This window comes from Pyruvatibacter sp. (assembly GCF_040219635.1).
Taxonomy (GTDB): domain Bacteria; phylum Pseudomonadota; class Alphaproteobacteria; order CGMCC-115125; family CGMCC-115125; genus Pyruvatibacter.
The window spans coordinates 208,745-231,015 of record NZ_JAVJSC010000004.1; the positions used below are offsets into that span (position 1 = coordinate 208,745).

A 22,271-nucleotide genomic window follows, 5' to 3' on the forward strand; every position below is an offset into this window, starting at 1 on the left:
ATATATCTGCCAATGCGGCCAACTTTGTTGCGGCTGCTCACAGGGTGCGGCTCACTTGTTGAGAAACAGGCAAGCCGGTAGGGTCGCGCGCTGAGCAAAACGAGAAAGAGCCTTTGATGTCGAAAGCCGCAAAAACGCCCGCCGCAGATACCCCCTTTGATCCGTCACCGGAGGCCTCTGCACCGTTTTCCTGGGAAGACCCGTTTTATCTGACGGACCAGTTGTCCGAAGATGAACGCATGGTGCGCGAGACCGCCCATGCCTATTCGCAGGACAAGCTCATGAGCCGGGTCAAGGAGGCCAATCGGCACGAGATTTTTCATCGCGAAATCATGACCGAGATGGGCGAGCTTGGGCTTTTGGGCTGCACGATCCCCGAGCAATATGGCTGCGCCGGGCTCAATTATGTGTCCTACGGGCTGATTGCCCGCGAGGTTGAGCATGTGGATTCAGGCTACCGCTCGGCCATGAGCGTGCAGTCGTCGCTGGTGATGCACCCCATCTATGCCTACGGCACCGAAGAGCAGCGGATGAAATATCTGCCAAAGCTCGCCACCGGTGAGTGGGTGGGCTGCTTTGGCCTGACGGAGCCTGACCACGGCTCGGACCCGGCGGGCATGGTGACCCGTGCCAAACCCGTTGATGGCGGCTATGTGCTGAACGGCGCAAAGATGTGGATCACCAATTCGCCGATTGCTGACGTAGCGGTGGTGTGGGCCAAGCTGAAGGATGATGACGGCAAGGACAAAATCCGCGGGTTTGTTGTGGAGCGCGGGTTTGAGGGCTTCGAGACGCCGAAGATCGAAGGCAAATTTTCGCTGCGCGCCTCCATTACCGGCGAAATCGTGCTGACTGACGTGTTTGTACCAGCTGAAAATCTGCTGCCGAATGTGGAAGGTCTCAAGGGGCCTTTTGGCTGCCTCAACAGGGCGCGTTACGGCATTGCCTGGGGGGCCATGGGAGCGGCTGAGTTCTGCTGGCATCAGGCGCGGCAATACACGATGGATCGCAAGCAGTTTGGCAAGCCGCTGGCACAAACGCAGCTCATTCAAAAGAAACTGGCGGACATGCAGACCGAGATCACGCTTGGTCTTCATGCGGCCCTGCGGGTCGGTCGCCTGTTTGATGAGCACCGTGCTGCGCCGCCGATGATTTCACTCGTCAAGCGCAACAACTGCGGCAAGGCGCTGGACATTGCCCGCATCGCCCGCGACATGCATGGCGGCAACGGCGTTTCGGATGAATATCATGTCATCCGTCACGTCATGAACCTTGAAGCGGTGAACACCTACGAAGGCACGCATGATGTGCACGCGCTTATTCTGGGCCGCGCGCAGACCGGGCTTCAGGCGTTTTTCTAGGCTGCTTCGTCATTGCGGCCCGCGCCCAGGGCAAAGGCTGCGGCGAAACTGATACCCCATGCTGCCGGCATGACCACCCAGCCGACAGCGGGGTGCAGCGTCACCAGCAGGGCCAGAGGCCAGAAAACGATCAGCGATATCAGCCAATAGGTATGAACCACTGGCGCGTGCCCGCTCCAGCGGCGCGACAGGCGCTGATACACGTGGCTGCGGTGCGCCCCGACCCAATCGCCGTAGCGTACAATACGCATGGCGCGGGTAATGGTGGCGTCGGCGATGAACGGCGTCAGCAGCAGGCCCCAGGCCCACAGGTTGACGTGTTCGGCTGTGGCGATTGCCACGGCCCCAATCACGAAGCCCAAAAAACCTGATGAGACATCGCCCATGAAAATCGAGGCGGGGGGCCAGTTGAAGACCAGAAACCCCGCTGTCGCAGCGGCCAGCAACACCATGAAGGCAGCGCCGCCCGGTGTGGCTGTGGCCCACAGAAGTGCCGCACCTGCAAGGCTCACGAAAATGGTGTGACTGCCGACAAGACCATCAATGCCGTCCATGAAGTTTGTCAGGTTTATCATCCAGACAAGGCCGACGAGGGCGATCAGCCAGCCGATGCTGCCGGGGTGCCAGATGTACGTACCAACAGGCAGTGCTGCCACACCGCCGATGCACCAAAGTGCAAAAGCAGCGGCGGCGATGTGGATTACAAGTCTTGGCAGCGTTGCGATGTTACGCCGGTCATCAATATGGCCGACCAGCGCAATGCCCGCGCCGCCGCAGACGATTGCCAGAGCGAGGCCGTCTGCGAGCTGCCCATTCCACCATAGCACCAGCGCACCCGCGAGTGATGCCAGCACGATGGCGATGCCGCCGCCGCGTGGTGTGGGCGTTGTGTGAGAGCTGCGCGCGTTGGGCACATCAAGCTGATGAGTGCGCGCCCACATGCTGACGATCGCCACCAGATTGAGCGACAGCGTGAAGATGCACAGCGTGGTCAAAAATGCCTGTGACATCAGCGGTCAGCCTCTTGGATCCGGGTCGCGGGCGGCAACCATTACTGCCAGCATTGCGGCGACAAACCCAAGGGTTGCTATCCACCAGTATTGCCAGATGCCGTAACTCAGATGGGCGATGACAAGCGCTGTGACCCACCCGCCCATGAGGCCGGCACCCACGAGGTTTGCGCCCATGATCCCGGCGTGATGGAGACTGCCGTGGACATAGCTCCATACTTTAAGCGTCATGAAATATGCGAAAGCTGCGAACATAAGCGCGCCAATGCCGCCAAGTTCCAACCATATCTGTATGGAGGCGTTATGAGGGTGCAGGGGAAGTACCTGAAATGTTGTGGCTTCATGGCCGGGCATGATGTCGTGCACGGCAAGCCCGCTGCGCCCGATCACGCGCGATGCTTCTATGCCATAGCCCGCTACCGGACGCTCAGCGATGAGGCTGGCGGCATTATCCCAGATTGCAAGGCGGTGAATGACGCTGACATCCATCGTTTCCGCACTCTGCACGCCGCGCTCATACGCGCTTTGCGCAAACCACGGCATGGCAATGACGGCCACGGCAACAGCGGCTGCGGATAGACCGGGCAATGCGCGGTGTGATGCGACAGCGGGCACCAGGAGGATGGCCGTTGCCATGCCACCAAACGCAAGCGCAACGAGGGGTGCCTGGGCAGGCGACAGCGCAAGTGCAAGCACGGATGTTGCGGCGACAGCAATCGCAACACTCCTCGCCCCCCTTGCCTTCCTTGCCCAAAGAAATGCGACCAGTGGCAACGCACAGATGGCAACAACCGATGACAGATGGGTCAGCCTGTTAACCAGCGCGGAGAGATGAAAATAGACCTTGCCTGGCTGTTGTTCGGCAACAGGCGGAATGACGGCGACAAAGGCTTCGTCGTTGAACACATATCTCGCCGCGCGCAGCAACGGCATGTCGAAGAGAGTTTCGATCAGCAGCAAAACGCCCATCAGACATAACGCAAATGTTGCCCACCATGCGGCGCGCACGCGCACTGTCCGGGGTGTGCTCAGGATCAAAACCGGCAAGGCGGCGGCAACCACGATCATGAGGGCAATGCGCACGCCACCGCTGAGTGCTTCGGCGCCCGCCACAGACCATGAGGCTGATATCAGCATCCAGATGAGGAGCAGGGCCAGAAATGTCGCCACCGGGTTCGCGCGCAAGAAGACCGCCACTGTGGACCAGCGCGCCGCAACAGCCGCACATACAAACGTCAATACAGCCAGCAAAGGTGGGGCCCGCTCAGCCAGCAGCAGGGCTATGGCCAGCAGCACAAAGAGCGTTGCAAGCCCATGGCCTGCCAGTTTTTCACGCACGTTGGTCACCGCTCCGCGTTGTATCTTTTTTTGGATCACTCACGTGATTACTGGAGCACACCGCTTACCGCAACTGCGGGCCACGAACGCGCATGCTTTACGGTGCAAGCTAGGAAGGCTCACGGATGACCAGCAGACGGATTTCAGTCATGTCTTCGATGGCCCAGCGGATGCCTTCACGGCCCAGCCCTGAATCCTTGACGCCGCCGTAAGGCATGTGATCGACGCGCCACGAGGGCACGTCGCCGACCACGACGCCGCCAACATCCAGCACATCCCATGCGCGCATGGCCTTGTAGAGGTCGCGGGTGAAAACGCCCGCCTGCAGGCCGTAGCGGCTTTCGTTGACGGTTTTCAGTGCGGCTTCAAAATCAGCGAACCGCGACAGAACGGCGGCTGGACCAAACGCCTCCTCGCGGACCACATCACAGTCATCAGGCACATTTTCCAGCACCGTCGCAGCCAGCATCTTACCGTTCAGGTCACCGCCGGTGAGGACGGTTGCGCCTTTTGCGGCGGCATCCTTGATCCAGCCGTGCAGGCGCTGCGCCTCTTTTTCGGAGATCATCGGTCCGATGAATGTGTCTTCATCGTGAGGGTCACCAGCCTTGAGTTTGGCGGTTGCAGCCACAAAGCGGTCACGGAAATCGTCGTAGATGGCATCATGAACCAGAATGCGCTGGACGCCGATGCAGCTTTGGCCTGACTGGTAGAACGCGCCAAACACCATGCGCTCAACGGCATCATCAAGGTCCACATTCTCATCGACGATGCACGCGGCATTGCCACCCAGTTCAAGCACCACAGGTTTGCGGCCCGCCTTGGCCTTCAGATCCCAGCCGACATCAGCGGAGCCTGTGAAACTGAGCAGTTTCAGGCGGTCGTCTTCGGTGAACAGACGCGCGCCATCACGGCGGCAGGGCAGAATGGAGAACGCGCCTTTGGGCAGGTCTGTTTCTGCTAGTGTTTCGCCAATGATAAGCGCCCCGATGGGGGTGAGGCTGGCCGGTTTCAGCACAAACGGACAGCCTGCCGCCAGTGCCGGTGCGACTTTGTGGGCGGCCAGATTGAGCGGAAAATTGAACGGCGAGATGAACGAGCACGGACCAATGGGCACACGCTTCCACATGCCGCGATAGCCGGACGCCCGCTCGGCATTGTCCAGCGGCATGACCTCACCATACATGCGCTCGGCTTCGCCGGCAGCAATGCGGAAAGTCTCAACCAGGCGGGTGACTTCGCCGCGCGCATCCTTGATGGGTTTGCCAGCCTCGATGCACAGCGCCCGAGACAATTCCTCGTGGCGCTCGTTGAAGCGGGCAACACAGTGGTCCAGTACTTCGCGGCGCTGATAGGGCTTGAGAGCCGCCATGGGTTCGGCGGCGGATACGGCGTGGCCTATGGCTTCATCAATGGCGGCTTCATCAGCCAGGGCAACGCGGGTAGCTATCTTGCCGGTGTACTTATCCTCAACCTCAAGGTCGGTGTTGGGCTGGCGCGGTTCATTTGCCAGATAATACGGGTAATGCTCTTTGAGGCTATGATCGTCGGACATGTGTCAGGCTCCTTCGCGCAGGCAATCAAATAGCAACTCAGATGTTAACGTCGATCTGGCCCAGGCGCTCCGTCAGCAGCACGTTTTCCCGGTAATCGATGGGGATAACCAGCAGCGAGGGCCCCTTGTAGGCCAGTGCCGTATCAAGCGCCCCGCGAAGGTCACGCGCATTGGGCACATACTGACCGTGCCAGCCAAAACTGTCCGCCAGTTTGAGCCAGTCGGGATTTCCAAAGCCCAGATTGGTATGACGCTTGAACTCGTTTTCCTGTTTCCATGAGATCAGGCCATAGCCACCATCCTCCCAGACCATGACGGTAATGTCCGAGTTCATGCGGCGGGCGGTTTCCATCTCCTGCACGTTCATCAGGAAATCGCCGTCACCGGCGATGGCAAAAATCCTGGCGTCGGGGTGCACAATGTGAGCCGCTACTGCGCCGGGCAGTGGCATACCCATGGAGCAAAAGCCGTTGGGGATAAGGCAGGTGTTGGGTTCGTGGCACTGGTAATGTCGGGCAATCCACATTTTGTGAGCACCAACGCCCGACAGCAGAATATCGTTTCTGTCAAGAGCCTGGCGCACATCCCAGATGGCTTTTTGCGGGCGGATGGAGCCTTCGGTGTCATCGTCGCTGTATTCAGCCAGTTCGTCCTTCATGCGGGCACGTATCTTGGCCTGCTGCTCAAGGTCAAAGCTAACCTCGCCGCGATGCCGCCACAGGCGCTCGTTCAGCATCCACAGGGAATGGGCAACGTCGCCGATGAGTTCGCATTTGGGGTTGTAGTTGCGGTCAATTTCAGCGGGCAGAAAATCAATGTGGATGATGTCCTTGGTACCGCCGGGGTTCCACAAATGCGGGTGGTACTCGACCATGTCGTAGCCAAGCGTGATGACAAGGTCTGCGTCTTCAATGGCGAGTGACACAATATCGCGCTGGCCAAGGCCGATGGTGTAGAGGCAGTAGTTTGCATCCATATCCACGGCGCCTTTGCCCATGAATGTGGAAATGACACCAATGCCGGTTTCTTCGCACAGACGGCGCAGCTGCGATGCGGCCCGTTTTCGGATTGCGCCGTTCCCCGCGATGATGACAGGTCGTTTTGCATTTCGCAGCATGTCGAAGGCGCGGTCGGTGATCTTGTCGTCCGGGCCGGGACGGCGGAAGCGGCGCGGCTCCATGGGTTCGCGATCGGTTTCGATCTTAGCGATGTCTTCGGGCAGTTCGATGAGGACGGCACCGGGCTTTTCCGTTCGTGCCAGCCGCACGGCCTTGCGGACAACTTCGGGAATGGCATCTGCGTGGTTGACCGAGTAGGCCCATTTGGTGACGGGCTCATACATGCCCACCACGTCCATGATCTGATGGCTTTCCTTGTGCTGGCGGGCGGTCGCCCCCTGCCCTGTCAGCACCAGCATGGGCGCGCGATCCATATTGGCGTCGGCAACGCCGGTAATGAGGTTGGTGGCACCGGGGCCAAGCGTGCCAAGGCATCCGGCAGGGTTGCCTGTGAGGCGACCATAGACTTCCGCCATGAAGGCTGCGCCCTGCTCATGGCGGGTCAACACAAACTCTATGCTGGAGCCCTCCAGCGACATCATGAAGTCAGCGTTTTCCTCACCGGGTACGCCAAAAATATGGGTAATGCCTTCGCGTTCGAGGCAACGAACAAACAGGTCGGATGCTTTCATCGGGAAGGGCGCTCACTTGGTTCCGGGAATGGTCTGACACAACATCAGACACCAGTGTGCGCGATTGGTGATGATATGCAAATCATGCAATCGGCAATCAAAACCATGAGGCAAGGCGAAACAATCAGCAGTCAGAAGCTGAAGTAACTGCGCTCTGTCAGATATTGCGACGTGTTTACCGAACCGCCAAGGGTCTCATTCGCATCAAGCAGCACATTGGTTTCCCACAACGAGCCCAGCACGCGGATTACCTTGCCGTGTTCATCGCTGAGAGGAAGCCACAGGTTCTCGGTTGTAAACCTGTGGCCGGAGGGTGTTGCCCACTCACTATGGCCTATGACAACGCAGTGGTGCTCAACCAGGAAGTTCAGCAGTTCGCGTAACAGCTCCTGCCTTTCTTCATCATAGAGCGCAAGAAGGTTGGCGTTGCTGAGGTCAATGCCAAGCCGCCGGGCAAGGCCGGTTCCAAAAAGGCGGATCGTGGCGGTGTCGGGAAGGTCCGGCTCAAGCATGACCAGTTGTGGCAACAGGTCAGTGACCTGCATGGGGTTAAACTGGGTGCGCCGCGGAAACCGTGCATCACCTCGCAACGCCACCCAGTGAGCCAGCAGTTTTTCGTTCTGCGGTATCTTCGGGCTGGGGCGGGTCTTGTGGATATCTGGCAGGGCCAATTTCGCGCGGCTTTCTTGATTTCGCATCTTAAAAACACCCGGATATCAGGGTTGGGCACTGTTGCAATAAAACGGTTAACCAACTCTTCCTTCAAAAGCCGTTTTTGAGCTCTACCTATTATGCTGTTGCTTAACGCTGCCATCATGAGGAGGGGGGACGGTGGGCCTCTTTTCACCAAAGAACCGGGCCAAGCTGCCGCCAAAGCGCAGGCGCGGCTCATCGCATGACCTGCTGGATGCCTACAGCCGCGCGGTTGCAGGGGCGGTGGACGCGGTGTCGAACTCGGTTGTGCATCTGCAGGTCAAGGGACGCCCCTCCTCAATGGGGCAAATGTCAGGATCAGGCTCGGGTTTTATATTCACGCCGGACGGCTATGTGCTGACCAACAGCCATGTGGTGAACGGTGCCCGTTCGCTGATGGCAGTTTACCCCGACGGGCGCGAAATAGAGGCGGAAACTGTCGGTGCTGACCCGGACACTGACGTTGCCATTGTGCGCCTGCCGGGCAAGCACCGGGAATGGGCGGAACTGGGCGACAGCGGTGCGTTGCGCCAGGGCCAGCTCGTGGTTGCCATCGGCAATCCGCTGGGCTTTGACTGCACGGTAACCACCGGCGTGATTTCGGCTTTAGGGCGCTCATTGCGCAGCCAGTCGGGCCGGTTGATTGATGATGTACTTCAAACGGATGCGCCGCTTAATCCCGGCAACTCCGGCGGGCCGCTGGTGACGCCTGACGGGCGGGTCATCGGCATCAATACGGCGGTTATCGCCGGCGCACAGGGGCTGTGTTTCGCCATTGCCTCCAACACCGCGCAATATGTGGTGGGCGAAATCCTCAAATACGGCAAGGTTCGTCGCAGCTATTTGGGACTTGGCGTGCAGACAATTGAGTTGCCAAAGCAACTGGTGCGCGAGCTCAACCGTAAATCACCCGGCGCGGTGCGCGTAGCACAAATGGAAATCGGCACGCCGGGAGCGCAGGCGGGCCTTGCGCCAGGCGATATCATTTTGAAGTTTGATGGCGAGCATATAAGTGGTGTCGATGATCTTCACAGGATGCTGACTGCTGACAGGCTTGGAAAGAAAACCAGGCTGGAGGTCTATCGCGACGGCACCGTGTTGAGCCTCACAGCCGTTCCCGGTGGACGTGACTAATCAGCTATACAGCCTGACTACGTATCGAACGCTTTTTGTTTCGCCTGTTTCCCATGAAAAGCCACAAACCACTCATGACCGTATCTTCCCGCCCATCCGCGAACACCGTGCGTATCGCGCTTGTTGATGACCATCAGATGTTTCTGGACGGGCTGGCCGAAATTATTGGTGTTCTTGATGAGCGGTATGAGTGCGCCCGTTTTGGATCAGCGGCTGACATGATCGACGCTGTTGATGCCGGTGCTGCGTTTGATCTTGTAATTTCTGACCTGGTGATGCCGGACATGAACGGGATCGCCTTCGTTATGGCGCTCAAGGCACGTATGCCTAACCTGCCGGTTCTGGTGGTCTCCGGGATTGATACTTTGCCGCCGATCGAGCGCATTCTGGAAGCGGGGGCCCGCGGGTTTGTTTCGAAGGCGGCACCCTCTGCCACTTTGAATGACGCCCTCAAGACGGTGCTTGCGGGAGATGTCTTTCTGCCTGACGACGTTAGGATAGAACTTCAGCCGCGACAGCGCAGCGCCATCGCCATAGCGGGCGATGACACAAAAACCGAACCAGGTTTGCAGGCACTTGGCGAGCGGCAACTCGACGTTTTGCGCCTGATCGCCGAGGGGTGTTCAAACAGGCAGATATCCGAGGTTCTGAGCATCAGCGAGAACACCGTCAAGACGCATGTCAGTGCCATATTCAGGCAGTTGGGCGTCACCCGTCGCACGGCCTGCATCAACAAAGCCAAGTCAATTGGCCTCATCGGCTGAGTCTGCTTCGGGCTCAAGGCGCGTCATGTCAGCAAGCGCTACCTGCAGCGCTTCAGGTCTGATTGGCTTCAGCATCACCCGTGTAGCTGGCTGTGCATCGCGCAAATCAACACGTGCTGTATCTCCTGTCATAAGCAACGCCGGTATTGTCTTGTTCAGTTCCTCACGCAGCCGGGCAATAACGCCGGTGCCAAATTGGTCGTCGCCCAGCCGGTAGTCGATGATCAACAGGTCCGGGGTGACATCTATTCGGTCCAAAAAGGCTACAGGATCGTCTGAGGCACCCAGCGAATAGACCTCGCAGCCCCAGCTTGTGAGCACTTCAGCCATAGCCAGCTGAATGCTCTCTTCGTCGTCAATGACCAGCACCCTAAGCTGGTTTGTCATGAACATTGACTTGTTTTGAGCGCGCGGCGCAGGCGCCGATTGGTCATCGGATTTTGAAGCGGCGGCAAGTGCGAGCGTGACGGTGGTGCCGCAGGCAGGTTGTGAGGTGATGGCAAGATCAACATCCAGCAGCGTCGCAAGCCGCTTCACGATGGACAGGCCAAGCCCCAGACCTTTTTCACGGTTACGCTCCGGGTTGCGCAGTTGCACATACTCGCCAAATACATCGTCAAGCGACTCAGCGGGAATGCCGATCCCCGTGTCGCGGATTAAAATCTGTGCGATGTCGTTTTTGATACCCACCTCTATGGTGACGACGCCCCCTGCCGGCGTGAACTTTATTGCATTGGAAACAAGATTGCGGATGATCCGCTTGAACAGCGCGGGGTCGGTTTGGGCCGACGTCGGGACGCTTTGCAGCTCAAGCCTGACAGACTTTGCAGAGGCGACGCCGATGAACTCATCGCGCACACTGGCTGCGAGAAAGCCCAGGTCAACGACGCGCTTGTCAGGCACAAAAGCGCCTGCATCGAGCCGGGTGACTTCTACCAGACCGTCCAGCAACTGCCCAAGACTACGGGAGGTTGTTTCGATCTTGTCCAGAAGTGCAATTGTTGCGGGGTCACTTACCTTCTGACGCAAGGCTGCAAGATAGAAACCCTGCGCGTGAAGCGGCTGCGCAAGGTCGTGGCTGGTTGCCGCGAGAAAACGGTTCTTTTCCTCGTTCACTTTTTGCACGGCATCGCGCTGCTCGCGCAGTTTTTCGGCCAGAGCCTGCTTTTGCCTGGCAGAAATTACATCACGGGTGCCTATTTCAACCCGCAAACTAGCAGACATGAAATAGGCATAGACCAGAACAATGCCGATGCCGGTCAATGCGATCGGCCAGGATGCAGCGAACGATATCCAGACCGCATAGGGCAACAGCATGGTGGTTGCGAGCGCAACATAAGCTTTGCGGAATGCAGCTTGTGGAGCAATGCCACCAAGTGTCAAAGAGATGACCATTGTGGTGGTCGTCAGCACGTTTGCCTGCGATGACACGTCCGTAAGCGCGATGGCACCCAGGCCCCACACCAGACCGGTCATGCCTGAAACGGCCGTGTGTACGGAAAGGTATGTTTCAGCGTTTGCGCGGGTAATGCCGCCAGGCGCAACCACGCGCGGTTGCAGCAGCGTCATGCCTATCATTGCAGAAGCGGCCGCCAGCCATGTTGCCGTCCACACAAGCGGCTGAAAGAAAGTGAGGATCACCGCATAGAGCAGCGCCAGGCAAAATACGGTCAGAGCGGATCCACTCGCCCGGTCGTAAAGCAGCCGTGCCTGCTCAACGCCGATTGCCTCAACAGCTTCTCCGACAGACGCCTCGGCAGTGCTTTTTTCCAGGACGTTTTGTGTCATGTGTTGCGGCATCTTGCAGCTTTTGGGGTATCGAACAGGAAGGTGCCGATACTACGCTTTGAGTAGGAAAATGGACACGGTTGCGTAAAACGCTGCCAGCTGCCTGCACCGTGCAGAAGCCGCCGATTAACCACCGGTTGTGGACATGTGGCGCGGTACGGCTGGCGCACTGCCGGGACGGTCAATCACAAAGTCATGGCCTTTTGGCTTGCGCGCTATGGCGTCGTCAATGGCCGCCGCAAGCATGGCATCCGTTGCCCCCTCCTGACGCAGGACAGCACGCAGGTCGGCTTTGTCTTGCTGGCCAAGGCACATGTAAAGCTGGCCCGTGCAGGTGAGCCGCACCCGGTTGCAGCCTTCGCAGAAGTTATGCGTGAGCGGCGTTATGAAGCCAAGCTGGCCACCCGTCTCCTCCACCCGCACATACCGCGCCGGCCCGCCGGTTCGGTGGGCCAGAGGTGTCAGGGTCCAGCGTGTTTCAAATCCTTCGCGCACGAGGCTCAAGGGCAAATACTGGTCATAGCGGTCTTCGCTTATCTCGCCCATGGGCATGGCTTCGATGACGGTAAAGTCATGGCCCTCGCTGTGCGCCCACGCAACCATGTCAGCCAACTCATTCGCGTTGTCGTTTTTGAGAGCCACGGCATTGATCTTGATAGCCATGCCTTCGTCATTTGCTGCCTTGATGCCATCAAGCACCCCGCCAAGATCACCGCCCCGTGTAATGCGGGCATATGTATCGGCAACCAGACTATCGATCGACACATTGAGACGGCGAACCCCTGCGCGCGCCAGACGCGCTGCATGTTGCCTGAGTTGTGTGCCGTTGGTTGTGAGCGTGATCTCCTCAAGCGCACCGGTCTCAAGGTGACGCGACAGGTTGTCGATCAGTGACAGTACATCACGGCGCACCAGCGGCTCGCCTCCGGTGATGCGCAGCTTGCGGACGCCTTTGAGAATGAACGCGGTTGCCAGGCGGTCCAGTTCTTCCAGGGTGAGCAGGTCGCGCTTGGGAAGAAATGTCATCTTCTCGGACATGCAATACGTGCAGCGCAAATCGCAGCGATCTGTTACTGACACGCGCAGATAGGTGATGCTGCGGCCGAAGGGATCTATCATGCGCTCCAGGTCTCCGGCTCGCTGGTATTACATTCGGTTTTTGAAAGCGCGCGGTTCTTCAACGGTAAACTCCGGCTCGGCATCGCAAATCTCGTCCCGCTTGAAGTCCACCGCAGGATCCTGAGCACGCACCATACGCTGAAACATGGAAACTTTCATCATATCGAGGAGGTTGCTCCGCCGCGTGGTGAGCGCGGCCGCCAAGAACATACCTTTCTTGTGCTGGTGCACACGCTTTTCGCAGGTGGCCTGCGACAACCCGCTATAGACCAGACGGTTGGTGGTCGCCATATTGTCGGCATAAAGCGCCACGCCAGGTTGCAGCGCTTGACCATGAGGACATGGTGATCGCCCACCTGAATAAATTAACAGCAAAAGTTGTACGGTGATGCGTGTGGCAGGAATCATTCTTGCTGGTGGTGCAAGCAGACGTTTTGGTACGGACAAAGCCGCCGCATTGCTTGATGGCAGGCCGCTAATCGCGCATGTGGCTACCCGGCTGGCACCACAGGTGACAGCGGTTGCCATTGTCGGCGCGCGCCAGACCTACGGCCTGCCCTACCCGCTCATTGATGATGACCAACATGAAGGCAAGGGTCCGCTGGCGGGCATTGCTGCCGGCCTTGCATGGGCGCGCACGCTGAACGCGCACTGGCTTTTGACCGCACCGTGCGATGTGCCGCATCTGCCTCACAATTTGCTGTCGCTTCTGCTGGACAGCGCCGCAGACGGGCCCTCCATGCCTGCGATGCCCGTAACAATTGAAACGCCGAGGGGCATTGAAGCCGCCTGTTCGCTTTGGCCCGTGAGTATGCGTGACAGCCTGGATGAAAGGCTGGCCGGAAACGGGTCATTCGCGCTTGTTGCCGCTCTTGAGGCACATCACGCACGCTATGTGCGCGTGACTGACGCGGACATCGACGGATCATTTGCCAATATCAATACACGCGATGACCTGGCGGGACTTTCGTAGCCCCGCCAGTCCGTGTTTTACGCGAGTTCCAGCCCTTCGAGCTTGCCGGTTGCGCGCCAGCCTTCCAGAATCTCGAAGTATTTGACCGAGCCTGCGCCGTAAGCGTTGTTTTGCTCGCTGCGGTCAGCAGGCTTGCCTTCATTGTTGTAGTAGCCCGGCGTGCATTCCTCCAGAAACTTGCGACGCAAGGCAGCGTTATCGATGATCTGTTGCACCCAATCGGCTTCCGCTTCCACCGTTGGCTCAATGATGCGGGCCTGACGCTTGCCTGCTTCGTCCAGCACATAGGCGATGTGGCTTGCCTGCTCAATCAGCAGATGCGGATAGTTGGCCGTGAAGCCGGCCTGTGCCGGCCCCATGATGAACACATTGGGGAAACCGTTTACGTTCATGCCATACAGCGTGCGCATTCCATCCGCCCACTTCTGCGTCAGGGTCACGCCGTCCCGGCCGGTCAGGTCGTAGCCCGCGCGACGGGTGTAGGAGGTGCCGACCTCAAAGCCTGTGGCATAGATCAGGCAATCAATTTCATATTCCTTGCCGTTGGCCCACACAGCATTTTCCGTGATCTGGTCAACACCCTGTCCGCGGGTGTCCACGAGTTCGACATTGGGGTTGTTGAACGCCTGCAAATACTCGTCATGAAAACACGGACGTTTGCAGAACTGGCGATACCAGGGCTTGAGCGCCTCTGCGGTTGCGGGATCTGCAATGATCTCGTCCACGCGCGCGCGCACCTGTTCCATTTTCTTGAAATCGGCAAGCTCTGCCAAATCCGCCAGATCCTTGGGCGACAGGTTCTTGTTGTCACCCTGGCTGGCAATAAACAGCAGATTGCGGATGATGTCCGTCCAGCCATCATTTACCAGATCCTCCGAGGCAAATCCGCCGGAGACAAGCGTATTGAAGTTTTCCATGCGGTGCTTGTGCCAGCCCGGTGCAAGGCCCTTTGACCAATCCGGCTGCGTCGGCTGGTTATTGCGCACATCAATCGATGACGGGGTGCGCTGGAACACGTAAAGCTGCTTTGCCCCGGCTGCGAGATGCGGCACGCACTGCACAGCCGTGGCGCCGGTGCCAATAATGCCGATGCGCTTGTCGCCGATTTTGTCGAGACCGCCTTCAGGCGACCCGCCGGTGTAGGCATAGTCCCAGCGACTTGTGTGGAAAGAGTGGCCGGCAAAAGACTCAACGCCCTTGATGCCGGGCAGCTTGGGGCGGTGCAGCGGGCCGTTCGACATGATGACGAAGCGGGCCTTCATGCGGTCGCCCCGGTTGGTTTCAATCACCCAGCGCGATGCGTCCTCGTCCCACACCATGTTGGTGACTTCGGTTTGCAGGCAGGCGTTGTCATACAGGTTGAAGTGCCGGGCGATGCGCTGGCTATGTTCCAAAATCTCGGAGGCGCGGGAGTATTTTTCGACGGGGATGTAGCCCGTCTCTTCAAGCAACGGCAGATAGACATAGCTTTCAATGTCACACGCCGCACCTGGATAACGGTTCCAATACCAGGTGCCGCCAAAGTCGCCGCCCTTCTCGATCATGCGAATGTCTTTAACGCCTGCCTTGCGCAACTCGGCGCCTGCCAGCAGACCACCAAAGCCGCCCCCGATGACCACCACTTCGACGTCATCCGTCAGCGGTGCACGGGTGAAACCGGGCTCCACATAGGGGTCTTCGACGTAGCGCTCAAACTCACCGGCAACTTCAAGATACTGTTCGTTGCCATCTTCGCGCAGGCGACGGTCGCGCTCCTGCTTGTAGCGCTCGCGCAGGGCGTCAGGGTCAAAGTCCAGCATTTCCTCAGGGCGGCTCATGGTGTCGTCCTTGTTTTGATCATGTCTGTTTTACTGTTTTCGGGACCATTATTAGCTGTCACGCCATGAAGTATTCAAGGGAGTATTCAAGGCGAAACACCCGCGCATGACATTGACGTTGCGTAAACAGGCGTCCACCTTCGCGCGCAAATGCAAAAACATGAGGAAGGGCAATCAGGTGGACACACTTTTTGATCTCAGCGGGAAAATTGCAGTCATCACCGGCGGGTCACGGGGACTGGGCCGACAGATGGCACTGGCATTTGCACATCGCGGAGCTGACATTGTGATTGCCAGCCGCAAGCTGGATGCCTGTGAAGCTGTGGCCGAGGAAGTGCGCGCCCTTGGCAGGCGGGCGCTGCCGCTCGCGCTCGATGCCTCGAAGTGGGACGAGATGGATGCTCTTGCTGATCGGGTTTATGACGAATGGGGGCGCATCGACATACTCGTCAACAATGCAGGCAAGTCACCGGCGGTGCCGTCACATGAAGTGACTGAGAAACTGTTCGACATGGTGCTGAACCTAAACTTCAAAGGCCCGTTCCGGCTGGCTGCACATGTTGCAAAGCGGATGGCAGATGCGGGCGGCGGGGTCATCATCAACGTGTCATCCAGCGGTGCGCTTGTGCCGTTGCCGTGGGTGGTGCCCTACTCCGGTGCCAAGGCAGCGCTCAACGCGATGACGGTTTCGATGGCCCGTGAATATGGACCAAACGTCAGGGTCAACACGATTTCGGCGGGGCCATTTCTGACAGACATCGCCAACGCCTGGACACCTGAAGCGCGAGAGAAATCTGACAACTCGCTGCAACGTCCCGGCAGGCCTGAAGAAATTGTGACGACCGCCCTTTATCTGGCCAGCCCGGCGTCAAGTTTCACGACCGGGGCAATCGTGCGGTGTGATGGCGGCATGGGGTAGCGGCATGGGGTAGCGGCATGGGGTGTTGCTGCGTCGATAAGAAAGAAGCATCACCTGCACTACGCTCATGCTAGTGTGCGGCCAAATCACAAACTCAGTTTAACGAGACGAGGACACCCATGTCATTGCCAGCAACCTATCTGCAGATGATTTCAACCGTTACCGGCGATGGCGAACTCCGTATGGAGTTGGTTGAACAGAAAATGCCAACCCCAAAGCCTGGGCAAGTTGTGGTGAAAGTGGAGGCCACGCCGATCAATCCGTCTGACCTTGGTGTGATGTTCGGGTGGGCCAACCTCGCAGAAGCCAAATCATCGGGATTGGGTAAAAGCACGACACTCACCGCGCCCGTTCCAGCGCAGGGTATGCGCGTGATGAAGGCGCGCATTGACCAGCCGCTTCCTGTTGGCAACGAAGGTGCCGGCACTGTAGTCGCGGCTGGCCTTGAAAAAATTGCGCAAGAGCTGATGGGCCGCCTCGTTGCCGTCATGGGTGGCGGCATGTATGGGCAATATCGCTGCGTGGACGCGGCAATGTGTATGCCGCTGCTTCCCGGCGACACCGCAAAGGACGGCGCATCGAGTTTCGTTAATCCGCTTACGGCGCTTTCCATGATCGAAACCATGCGGATGGAAGGCCATACGGCGCTTGTTCATACGGCTGCAGCATCAAACCTTGGTCAGATGCTCAACCGCATTTGTCAGGCGGACGGCGTTGAGCTTGTCAATATTGTGCGCAAACCCGAACAGGCCAAGCTGCTGAAGGACATGGGTGCCAAATACATCGTGGACAGCAGCACAGATACTTTCCTTGCTGACCTTACCGATGCCGTTCACGCGACAGGCGCCACGCTGGCGTTTGACGCAACGGGTGGCGGCACGCTGGCATCCACCATTCTGAGCGCAATGGAAGGCGCTGCGGCCCGCACGCCGGGGGCGTACAGCATTTACGGCTCCATCAAGCACAAGCAGGTTTACCTGTATGGTGGCCTTGATACGTCAGCCACCGTACTGACACGTGGCTATGGCATGGCGTGGGGGGTTGGCGGATGGTTGTTGCCAAACTTCCTGGCCAAGGCAGGCAACGAAGTTGCAAACCGTCTGCGCACGCGGGTGGCGAGTGAACTCAAGACCACGTTCGCAAGCCACTACACAGACGAAATATCTCTGAGTGAGGCACTCAAGGCCGACATTGTGGCGCGCTACAATGCCAAGACAACGGGTGAGAAGTTTCTGGTCTGCCCGCAGTTGGATGTCTAGTCGGGTACGGGGTTAAGGTATGCCGTTGCACTGTGCCCTACTGAGTTTGGCCGCCGTAAATGCGGTCTGTTGCAAACCCGTTGCCGGTCCAGAACAGGCGATAGGCTGACTTCTCATGCCGCTCCAGCATGATCGTGCCCTCGCTCCTCCCGGTGCTCGCGCCGATCGTGACCTACTTCGTCATCTTCGCGGTGGCGGGCAAGAGCCAGGCCTTCTCGGCGGTGAGCGCCATGCTCCTCGGCGTGATCGTGACGGGCCTCTTCGTGGCGATCTCGATGACGTCCGGCGGTGGCGCGTGGGACAACGCCAAGAAGTCCTTCGAGGGCGGCTTCGTCGACAAGGACGGCGTCAAGCACATGAAGGGCTCGGATGCCCACAAGGCGTCGGTCACCGGCGACACCGTCGGCGACCCCTACAAGGACACCACCGGCCCCGCGGTGACCCCCGCGATCAAGATCACCAACATCATCGCGCCCTTGCTGCTCGCCGTGCTGGCGCACAACTGAGCGCGAGCGCCGTGCGGCATGTGCCCTCTCCCGCTGGAGGGGGCCCATTTTCGTATCGACGGGAGGATCGAGAGATGGACACCACGCAGATCGGGTTCGACGACTTCCTGAAGGTCGGCGAGAAGCGCTCGGCGGCGCAGATCACGAAGCACTACGCGCTGGACGAGCTGCCGGGCCGGCTGGTGCTCGCCGTCGTCAATTTCCCGCCCCGCCAGATCGGCAAGTTCATGTCCCAGGTCCTGACGCTCGGCGTCCCCAACGCGGAGGGCGAGGTAGTGCTGATCGAGCCGTCGACGGACGTGCCGGTGGGTGGGCGGTTATATTGAGCGGGTTGAGATAGGCTTCTCGCTGATCGCCTGCGCCGCCGTTTCAGTTTCGCGCGATGACACGCAGCAGCTGCAGGCGGTCCCGACTCAGGTAAGTCGCGGTGTCCGGTCCCGTAATTGTCGGGGTCGTGCAGGTCGGCGGCCGGGTAATCGATACCGGGTTAGCGGCTTGGCACAGCTGATCACCTCTGATCAGCCATTGGCCGGACGCGGTCAGCGTCACGACCCCTTGGGGCGTAGACACCGCCGACGAAAACGATCCGCTCGGGTCGAAAGTGGTGGTGATGACGAGGGAGAGTTCGGGGTTCTCGGCATTGCGGATTTCGATCGTTGCGCCGCTAAACCAGTCGCGCAGGGACGTCGTGCCAGCGGCCTGCCCGGGGGGGCCGAACACCGGAGCATCGCCCACGCAAGCCGAGAGGGCAAACAGAACGACGAGCGACAATGCTGAGTTTCGAAGACGTCTGATCATAAGCGACTTACCGACGAATATTGAGCACATATGAGATGCCATACCGAACGACTAATGCAAGCGAAAATTGCTGAACCGACTCGCCTCACCCCGGCAGCCGCACCGTCGCCCGCAGTCCGCCGAGGGCGCTGTCCTCCGGGGCGATGTCGCCGCCGCGGGCGCGGGCGATGTCGCGGGCGATGGTGAGCGCGAGGCCCGAGCCGCCTTCGTCCTGGTTGCGCGCTTCGTCGAGCCGTACGAACGGCTTGAACACGTCGGCTCGGCTCTCGGGTTGGATGCCCGGCCCGTCGTCGTCGACGTGGAGAGATCGCCATCGCGGTGACTGCGATGCTGGCGCTCGCCGGCATGGTGGTGGCGCTCGACGCCTTCGGCCCGGTGACGAACAACGCCGGCGGCATCGCCGAGATGGCGGGCCTGCCCAAGGAAGTGCGCCGCTCCACCGACGCGCTCGACGCGCTCGACGCGGTCGGCAACACCACCAAGGCCGTCACCAAGGGCTATGCCATCGGCTCGGCGGGCCTGGGCGCGCTCGTCCTGTTCGCGGCTTACACCTCAGTCCTGAACTACTTCATCCTCGAGGCGAACCGCGAGGGCTCGACGCAGTACCAGTACTTCGCCGGCGTCACGCCGGACTTCTCGCTGGCGAACGCCTACGTCGTCGTCGGCCTTATGCAGATACATCACCCTTACAGTCAGAGCTCCTGCTATCAACGCTGCGACTACGGAGGCGACGGCGGCATATTTTTTCAGCCTCTCAAAAGGCAGCCTGACCGCAGCAAAGCCTGCAAAAACCCCCAAGCCCAGCGCCCGGCTTTACCATGACCAGTGACCCAAAGAGCGTGCCGCCGACCAGACCGACAAATGCAGTACACAGAACAAGTGCAGTGCCGGCGAGCAGACGAATGAAAAGACGGCCCGCTGTCGGCTTTCCGGTCTCCATGCCTAAGGGCGTTCCACAAGTTCAACACGGCGGTTTTTGGCGCGGCCACCTTCTGATGAGTTGGAGAAAACCGGAACCAGAGGCCCCACACCGTGCGGCTCAAGCCGTTGTGTTGCAATGTCGTAGTCGTTGTTAAGTGTTGAGGCCACAGTTTGCGCGCGGCGCTTTGCCAATGACGTATTGTAGTCGAATGACCCCACCGCGTCAGTGTGGCCAACAACATAGAAGTTCATGGAGCCACGTTGCTTCAGAAACTTCGCAATCTCGTCGAGAGCAGGTTTTGAGGCTGCTGTGAGCGTTGCCTTGTCATGATCGAAGTAAAGGCCGTCGAGCGTTACGCGGCCATATTCGTCAATGTCGTCGCCCATCGCTTCGGCATCGACAGTTACCAGATCTGTTTCGACAGTATCTTCTTCAATGACATCGATCATCGTGGCGACGATATCTTCGCTGTATTGCGTGACCGCTATGACGACGTACACAACACCTGCCGCACGCTCTTTGCTGGCGGCCAGAAAAGCTGACCCACCGCTGGTAGATGAGCCTTGCATCAAACGAATGCCAACAGGTGGCAAATCATTACGCGCAAAATGTACCGGCAACCATTTGCGGCTTCCTATCTCTGCGGACTGTTCAGAGTTTGCAAACAGGCCCTGAGCGGCAAACGTGAAGCCCGCATCGGTTAGCGCTTTCTTGTAGTTTGCATAAACCTCTGTATGCGTTTTTTCTCCGGAGAGTTCATAATATATCCGCGTCAGGCGGCCTTGCGTCTCTTGCCAGTCATCTATTTTGCGATATCCGGTTACCGGGCCGGTGGCAATAAAATAGGGCGCGAAGGCCTGCACATCATACCATTTGATCTCAGATCCCGGGTAGCGGCTGATAACCGGGTGATCCTGTGCATCAGCAATATCGGCCGCATGTCCGTAACCGGATGCGCCAATGAATACTCCACCCAGAACGGCTGCGACGGTTAGAGCGGAAAGGAGAGGTTTCATCGGCTTTTTCCTAAAGTTGCGATGTTCATGACAGGTATCAGCGCCGTGGATCGAACCAAAGCTCGGCAATTTTTTCGCCACGGTCCACAAGCTCCACATTGTAGTTCAGCGTCCATTCGTGAGCGCCCGCTGCGATAGCAGCGCCGGAGACTGCCTGCCCCGTCATGCTGATCGGCAGGGCATCCAGCGAGATTCCGTCCGGCATTTGGGCCTGCAGTTCTTCCATGCCGGGCACTTTTGCCTCGCCCGACATTGCCTGGGCCATGGCGAGTGCATCTGCCACCGAAACGCCCCCAACCGGCGCGTTGGCAAAAGCCGCTGGCACACCAGGTACAGCCCCGCGTCCGGTCAGCACGACCGAGCCGCCGGGCCAGGTGATGTATCCTGCCGCGTACCCATCGGGCTGCTCCAGTTGGGTGAGCGCATCGCAGGCACTCAGCAGACTTGCAGCCATATAATCAATGTTGATGCCGTGGAGTTGCGACTGCCCGTCATTTACCGGTTGGCGGGCATACTCGGCGACGGCTTTCGCCTTGGGGTCACCGCCATGAAAAGCCTGATTGGCGACGGCCATCATATCGATCATCTGGTTGGCGGTATCATCAAGGCTCTGGCCGGCCACCTCCCCAACCACCTGCTCAAGTGCCCATGAGGCTACTCCACCCAGGCCCGCCGCAAGTTTTGGGGCTTTACGGAAAAGCGGTGCTATTGCGCCGGAAAGATCAGCTATTGCACTTGTATCGGCCGCCGCATCAACCGCGTCACGCATGTTGAACGTGCCATCGGCAAAACTGGCCTCTTTTCCGTTGTTCATTCCTTCGCGTACGGATGGACCCATCACGCCCCAACTCAAAGGCTCCGGCGAAGCTGCAATGGGGATGACGGACCAGCGCTTGTGCAATTGTGCATACATAGTAGCGACGTGTTTTTGAAAAATGTCGCAGTTGTTTTGTACCGCCGTGAGGTCTGATTTCCACGGCTTGGGATAAGCAGTGAAACTGAGTGGGGCGAAGTGCGCTTTGGTTTCATATTCCATCCGCATCGCACCACGCCCACTTGAGCCAAGCGCCATCTGCTGATCATCACAGAATGTCGGCCCCGGAACCCATTCGCGCACATCGCCACGCGCGTACAAAACGGCCCGTTCGAGTTCCTGATTGACGACAAGTCGGCTTTCCTGGGTGCCGGTCATGTAGGATGCGTCGCTCGAGAACAAACGCATGGCGATAATCCGCATTTCAGAAACGCCCATCTCGTTGGACCTGCACAGATCAGGTCCGCGAACAATTTTTGTGAGATGCACAGAGGCATTCGCCATGAAGTCGGCATCAATGCCGTCTGCGGCGCCAAACTCCCGGTCCGCCAGCACGCTTTCAACCAGCGTGTTGGCCCTGACCGGATAGACCCATGTGCCGCTTTGCGTTTCAATCGGAGCCATGCCGGGAACCTGCATGGCTCCAAGGCCCTGAGCCTCAAGCATCTGTTGAACAGTTTCCTGCGGCGATGGTGTTTGTGCGCCAGCGCCATGCGCGAAAAAAAGCACAGCGCCCGCCAGAAGCGCTTTCAGAAATGTCGATCTTGCGTTTGTCATATACTGGCCCTGGCGGGT

General features: G+C 58.9%; 19 protein-coding genes and 3 pseudogenes. 9 read left to right on the forward strand and 13 right to left on the reverse strand.

Going from position 1 to position 22,271, the window contains the following annotated elements; translation table 11 throughout:
* Nucleotides 1–116 precede the first annotated feature (116 nt).
* The gene (locus RIB87_RS09760) at nucleotides 117–1,361 is read left to right on the forward strand and encodes an acyl-CoA dehydrogenase (RefSeq protein ID WP_350146030.1); all 1,245 of its coding nucleotides are present in this window, start codon (nucleotides 117–119) and stop codon (nucleotides 1,359–1,361) included.
* Here the strand turns inward: RIB87_RS09760 and RIB87_RS09765 are convergent.
* The 5 genes from RIB87_RS09765 to RIB87_RS09785 all read right to left on the reverse strand — a co-directional run bounded on the left by RIB87_RS09765 (nucleotide 1,358) and on the right by RIB87_RS09785 (nucleotide 7,625).
* Nucleotides 1,358–2,371 carry an MraY family glycosyltransferase gene (locus tag RIB87_RS09765; protein WP_350146032.1) on the reverse strand — a complete coding sequence of 338 codons (1,014 nt, stop codon included), beginning with the start codon at nucleotides 2,369–2,371 and terminating at the stop codon, nucleotides 1,358–1,360. The two genes, RIB87_RS09760 and RIB87_RS09765, sit on opposite strands and share 4 nt — an antisense overlap.
* Before the next feature lie 6 nt (nucleotides 2,372–2,377).
* Nucleotides 2,378–3,709: an O-antigen ligase family protein gene (locus tag RIB87_RS09770; RefSeq protein ID WP_350146034.1), complete on the reverse strand. Its 1,332-nt coding sequence runs from the start codon at nucleotides 3,707–3,709 to the stop codon at nucleotides 2,378–2,380.
* Nucleotides 3,710–3,818: 109 nt separating this feature from the next.
* Nucleotides 3,819–5,264 carry an aldehyde dehydrogenase family protein gene (locus tag RIB87_RS09775; RefSeq protein ID WP_350146036.1) on the reverse strand — a complete coding sequence of 482 codons (1,446 nt, stop codon included), beginning with the start codon at nucleotides 5,262–5,264 and terminating at the stop codon, nucleotides 3,819–3,821.
* Nucleotides 5,265–5,301: 37 nt separating this feature from the next.
* Nucleotides 5,302–6,954, reverse strand: coding sequence for an acetolactate synthase large subunit (locus RIB87_RS09780; protein ID WP_350146038.1), 1,653 nt, complete (start codon nucleotides 6,952–6,954; stop codon nucleotides 5,302–5,304).
* A gap of 131 nt (nucleotides 6,955–7,085) precedes the next feature.
* Entirely contained in the window at nucleotides 7,086–7,625 is a 540-nt protein-coding gene (locus RIB87_RS09785) for a PAS domain-containing protein (protein ID WP_350146040.1), read from the reverse strand.
* A gap of 160 nt (nucleotides 7,626–7,785) precedes the next feature.
* Between RIB87_RS09785 and RIB87_RS09790 the strand changes: the two genes are divergently transcribed.
* Nucleotides 7,786–8,781: a S1C family serine protease gene (locus RIB87_RS09790; RefSeq protein ID WP_350146042.1), complete on the forward strand. Its 996-nt coding sequence runs from the start codon at nucleotides 7,786–7,788 to the stop codon at nucleotides 8,779–8,781.
* 74 nt (nucleotides 8,782–8,855) lie between these two features.
* The gene (locus RIB87_RS09795; protein WP_350146044.1) at nucleotides 8,856–9,545 is read left to right on the forward strand and encodes a response regulator; all 690 of its coding nucleotides are present in this window, start codon (nucleotides 8,856–8,858) and stop codon (nucleotides 9,543–9,545) included.
* On the opposite strand, the gene RIB87_RS09800 is transcribed toward RIB87_RS09795, so the two are convergent.
* The 3 genes from RIB87_RS09800 to RIB87_RS09810 form a co-directional block, all read right to left on the reverse strand.
* A complete protein-coding gene (locus RIB87_RS09800) occupies nucleotides 9,525–11,333 on the reverse strand; it encodes a hybrid sensor histidine kinase/response regulator (protein ID WP_350146046.1) in 1,809 nt (602 codons plus the stop codon). The genes RIB87_RS09795 and RIB87_RS09800 overlap by 21 nt on opposite strands.
* 126 nt (nucleotides 11,334–11,459) lie before the next feature.
* Nucleotides 11,460–12,452: a GTP 3',8-cyclase MoaA gene (moaA, locus tag RIB87_RS09805; protein ID WP_350146048.1), complete on the reverse strand. Its 993-nt coding sequence runs from the start codon at nucleotides 12,450–12,452 to the stop codon at nucleotides 11,460–11,462.
* Nucleotides 12,453–12,479: 27 nt separating this feature from the next.
* Nucleotides 12,480–12,764: a hypothetical protein gene (locus RIB87_RS09810; protein ID WP_350146050.1), complete on the reverse strand. Its 285-nt coding sequence runs from the start codon at nucleotides 12,762–12,764 to the stop codon at nucleotides 12,480–12,482.
* An 82-nt stretch (nucleotides 12,765–12,846) separates the two neighbouring features.
* On the opposite strand from RIB87_RS09810, the gene mobA reads away from it, so the two are divergent.
* Nucleotides 12,847–13,425, forward strand: a complete 579-nt coding sequence (gene mobA, locus RIB87_RS09815; RefSeq protein ID WP_350146052.1) for a molybdenum cofactor guanylyltransferase — start codon at nucleotides 12,847–12,849, stop codon at nucleotides 13,423–13,425.
* A gap of 17 nt (nucleotides 13,426–13,442) precedes the next feature.
* Here mobA and RIB87_RS09820 read toward each other — a convergent pair whose 3' ends face one another.
* A complete protein-coding gene (locus RIB87_RS09820; protein ID WP_350146054.1) occupies nucleotides 13,443–15,242 on the reverse strand; it encodes a flavin-containing monooxygenase in 1,800 nt (599 codons plus the stop codon).
* 106 nt (nucleotides 15,243–15,348) lie between these two features.
* On the opposite strand from RIB87_RS09820, the gene RIB87_RS09825 reads away from it, so the two are divergent.
* The 4 genes and pseudogenes from RIB87_RS09825 to RIB87_RS09840 all read left to right on the forward strand — a co-directional run bounded on the left by RIB87_RS09825 (nucleotide 15,349) and on the right by RIB87_RS09840 (nucleotide 18,252).
* On the forward strand, nucleotides 15,349–16,161 hold the full coding sequence (locus tag RIB87_RS09825; RefSeq protein ID WP_350146056.1) for an SDR family NAD(P)-dependent oxidoreductase: 813 nt from the start codon (nucleotides 15,349–15,351) through the stop codon (nucleotides 16,159–16,161).
* 119 nt (nucleotides 16,162–16,280) lie between these two features.
* Entirely contained in the window at nucleotides 16,281–17,420 is a 1,140-nt protein-coding gene (locus tag RIB87_RS09830; protein ID WP_350146058.1) for a zinc-binding dehydrogenase, read from the forward strand.
* Nucleotides 17,421–17,548: 128 nt separating this feature from the next.
* A pseudogene (locus RIB87_RS09835) lies at nucleotides 17,549–17,926 on the forward strand (sodium/proton-translocating pyrophosphatase); the annotation flags it as partial.
* Nucleotides 17,927–18,000: 74 nt separating this feature from the next.
* A complete protein-coding gene (locus RIB87_RS09840; RefSeq protein WP_502943236.1) occupies nucleotides 18,001–18,252 on the forward strand; it encodes a tRNA-binding protein in 252 nt (83 codons plus the stop codon).
* A 43-nt stretch (nucleotides 18,253–18,295) separates the two neighbouring features.
* On the opposite strand, the gene RIB87_RS09845 is transcribed toward RIB87_RS09840, so the two are convergent.
* Together RIB87_RS09845 and RIB87_RS09850 are read right to left on the reverse strand one after the other, a co-directional pair.
* Nucleotides 18,296–18,697 carry a hypothetical protein gene (locus RIB87_RS09845; RefSeq protein ID WP_350146060.1) on the reverse strand — a complete coding sequence of 134 codons (402 nt, stop codon included), beginning with the start codon at nucleotides 18,695–18,697 and terminating at the stop codon, nucleotides 18,296–18,298.
* A gap of 112 nt (nucleotides 18,698–18,809) precedes the next feature.
* Nucleotides 18,810–19,040, reverse strand: a pseudogene (locus RIB87_RS09850) (ATP-binding protein); the annotation flags it as partial.
* On the opposite strand from RIB87_RS09850, the pseudogene RIB87_RS09855 reads away from it, so the two are divergent.
* A pseudogene (locus tag RIB87_RS09855) lies at nucleotides 19,031–19,396 on the forward strand (sodium/proton-translocating pyrophosphatase); the annotation flags it as partial. The pseudogenes RIB87_RS09850 and RIB87_RS09855 sit on opposite strands and share 10 nt — an antisense overlap.
* A gap of 270 nt (nucleotides 19,397–19,666) precedes the next feature.
* On the opposite strand, the gene RIB87_RS09860 reads toward RIB87_RS09855, so the two are convergent.
* Both RIB87_RS09860 and RIB87_RS09865 read right to left on the reverse strand, forming a co-directional pair.
* Nucleotides 19,667–20,662: an OmpA family protein gene (locus tag RIB87_RS09860; RefSeq protein ID WP_350146062.1), complete on the reverse strand. Its 996-nt coding sequence runs from the start codon at nucleotides 20,660–20,662 to the stop codon at nucleotides 19,667–19,669.
* A 37-nt stretch (nucleotides 20,663–20,699) separates the two neighbouring features.
* Nucleotides 20,700–22,253 carry a hypothetical protein gene (locus tag RIB87_RS09865; RefSeq protein WP_350146064.1) on the reverse strand — a complete coding sequence of 518 codons (1,554 nt, stop codon included), beginning with the start codon at nucleotides 22,251–22,253 and terminating at the stop codon, nucleotides 20,700–20,702.
* Nucleotides 22,254–22,271 lie beyond the last annotated feature (18 nt).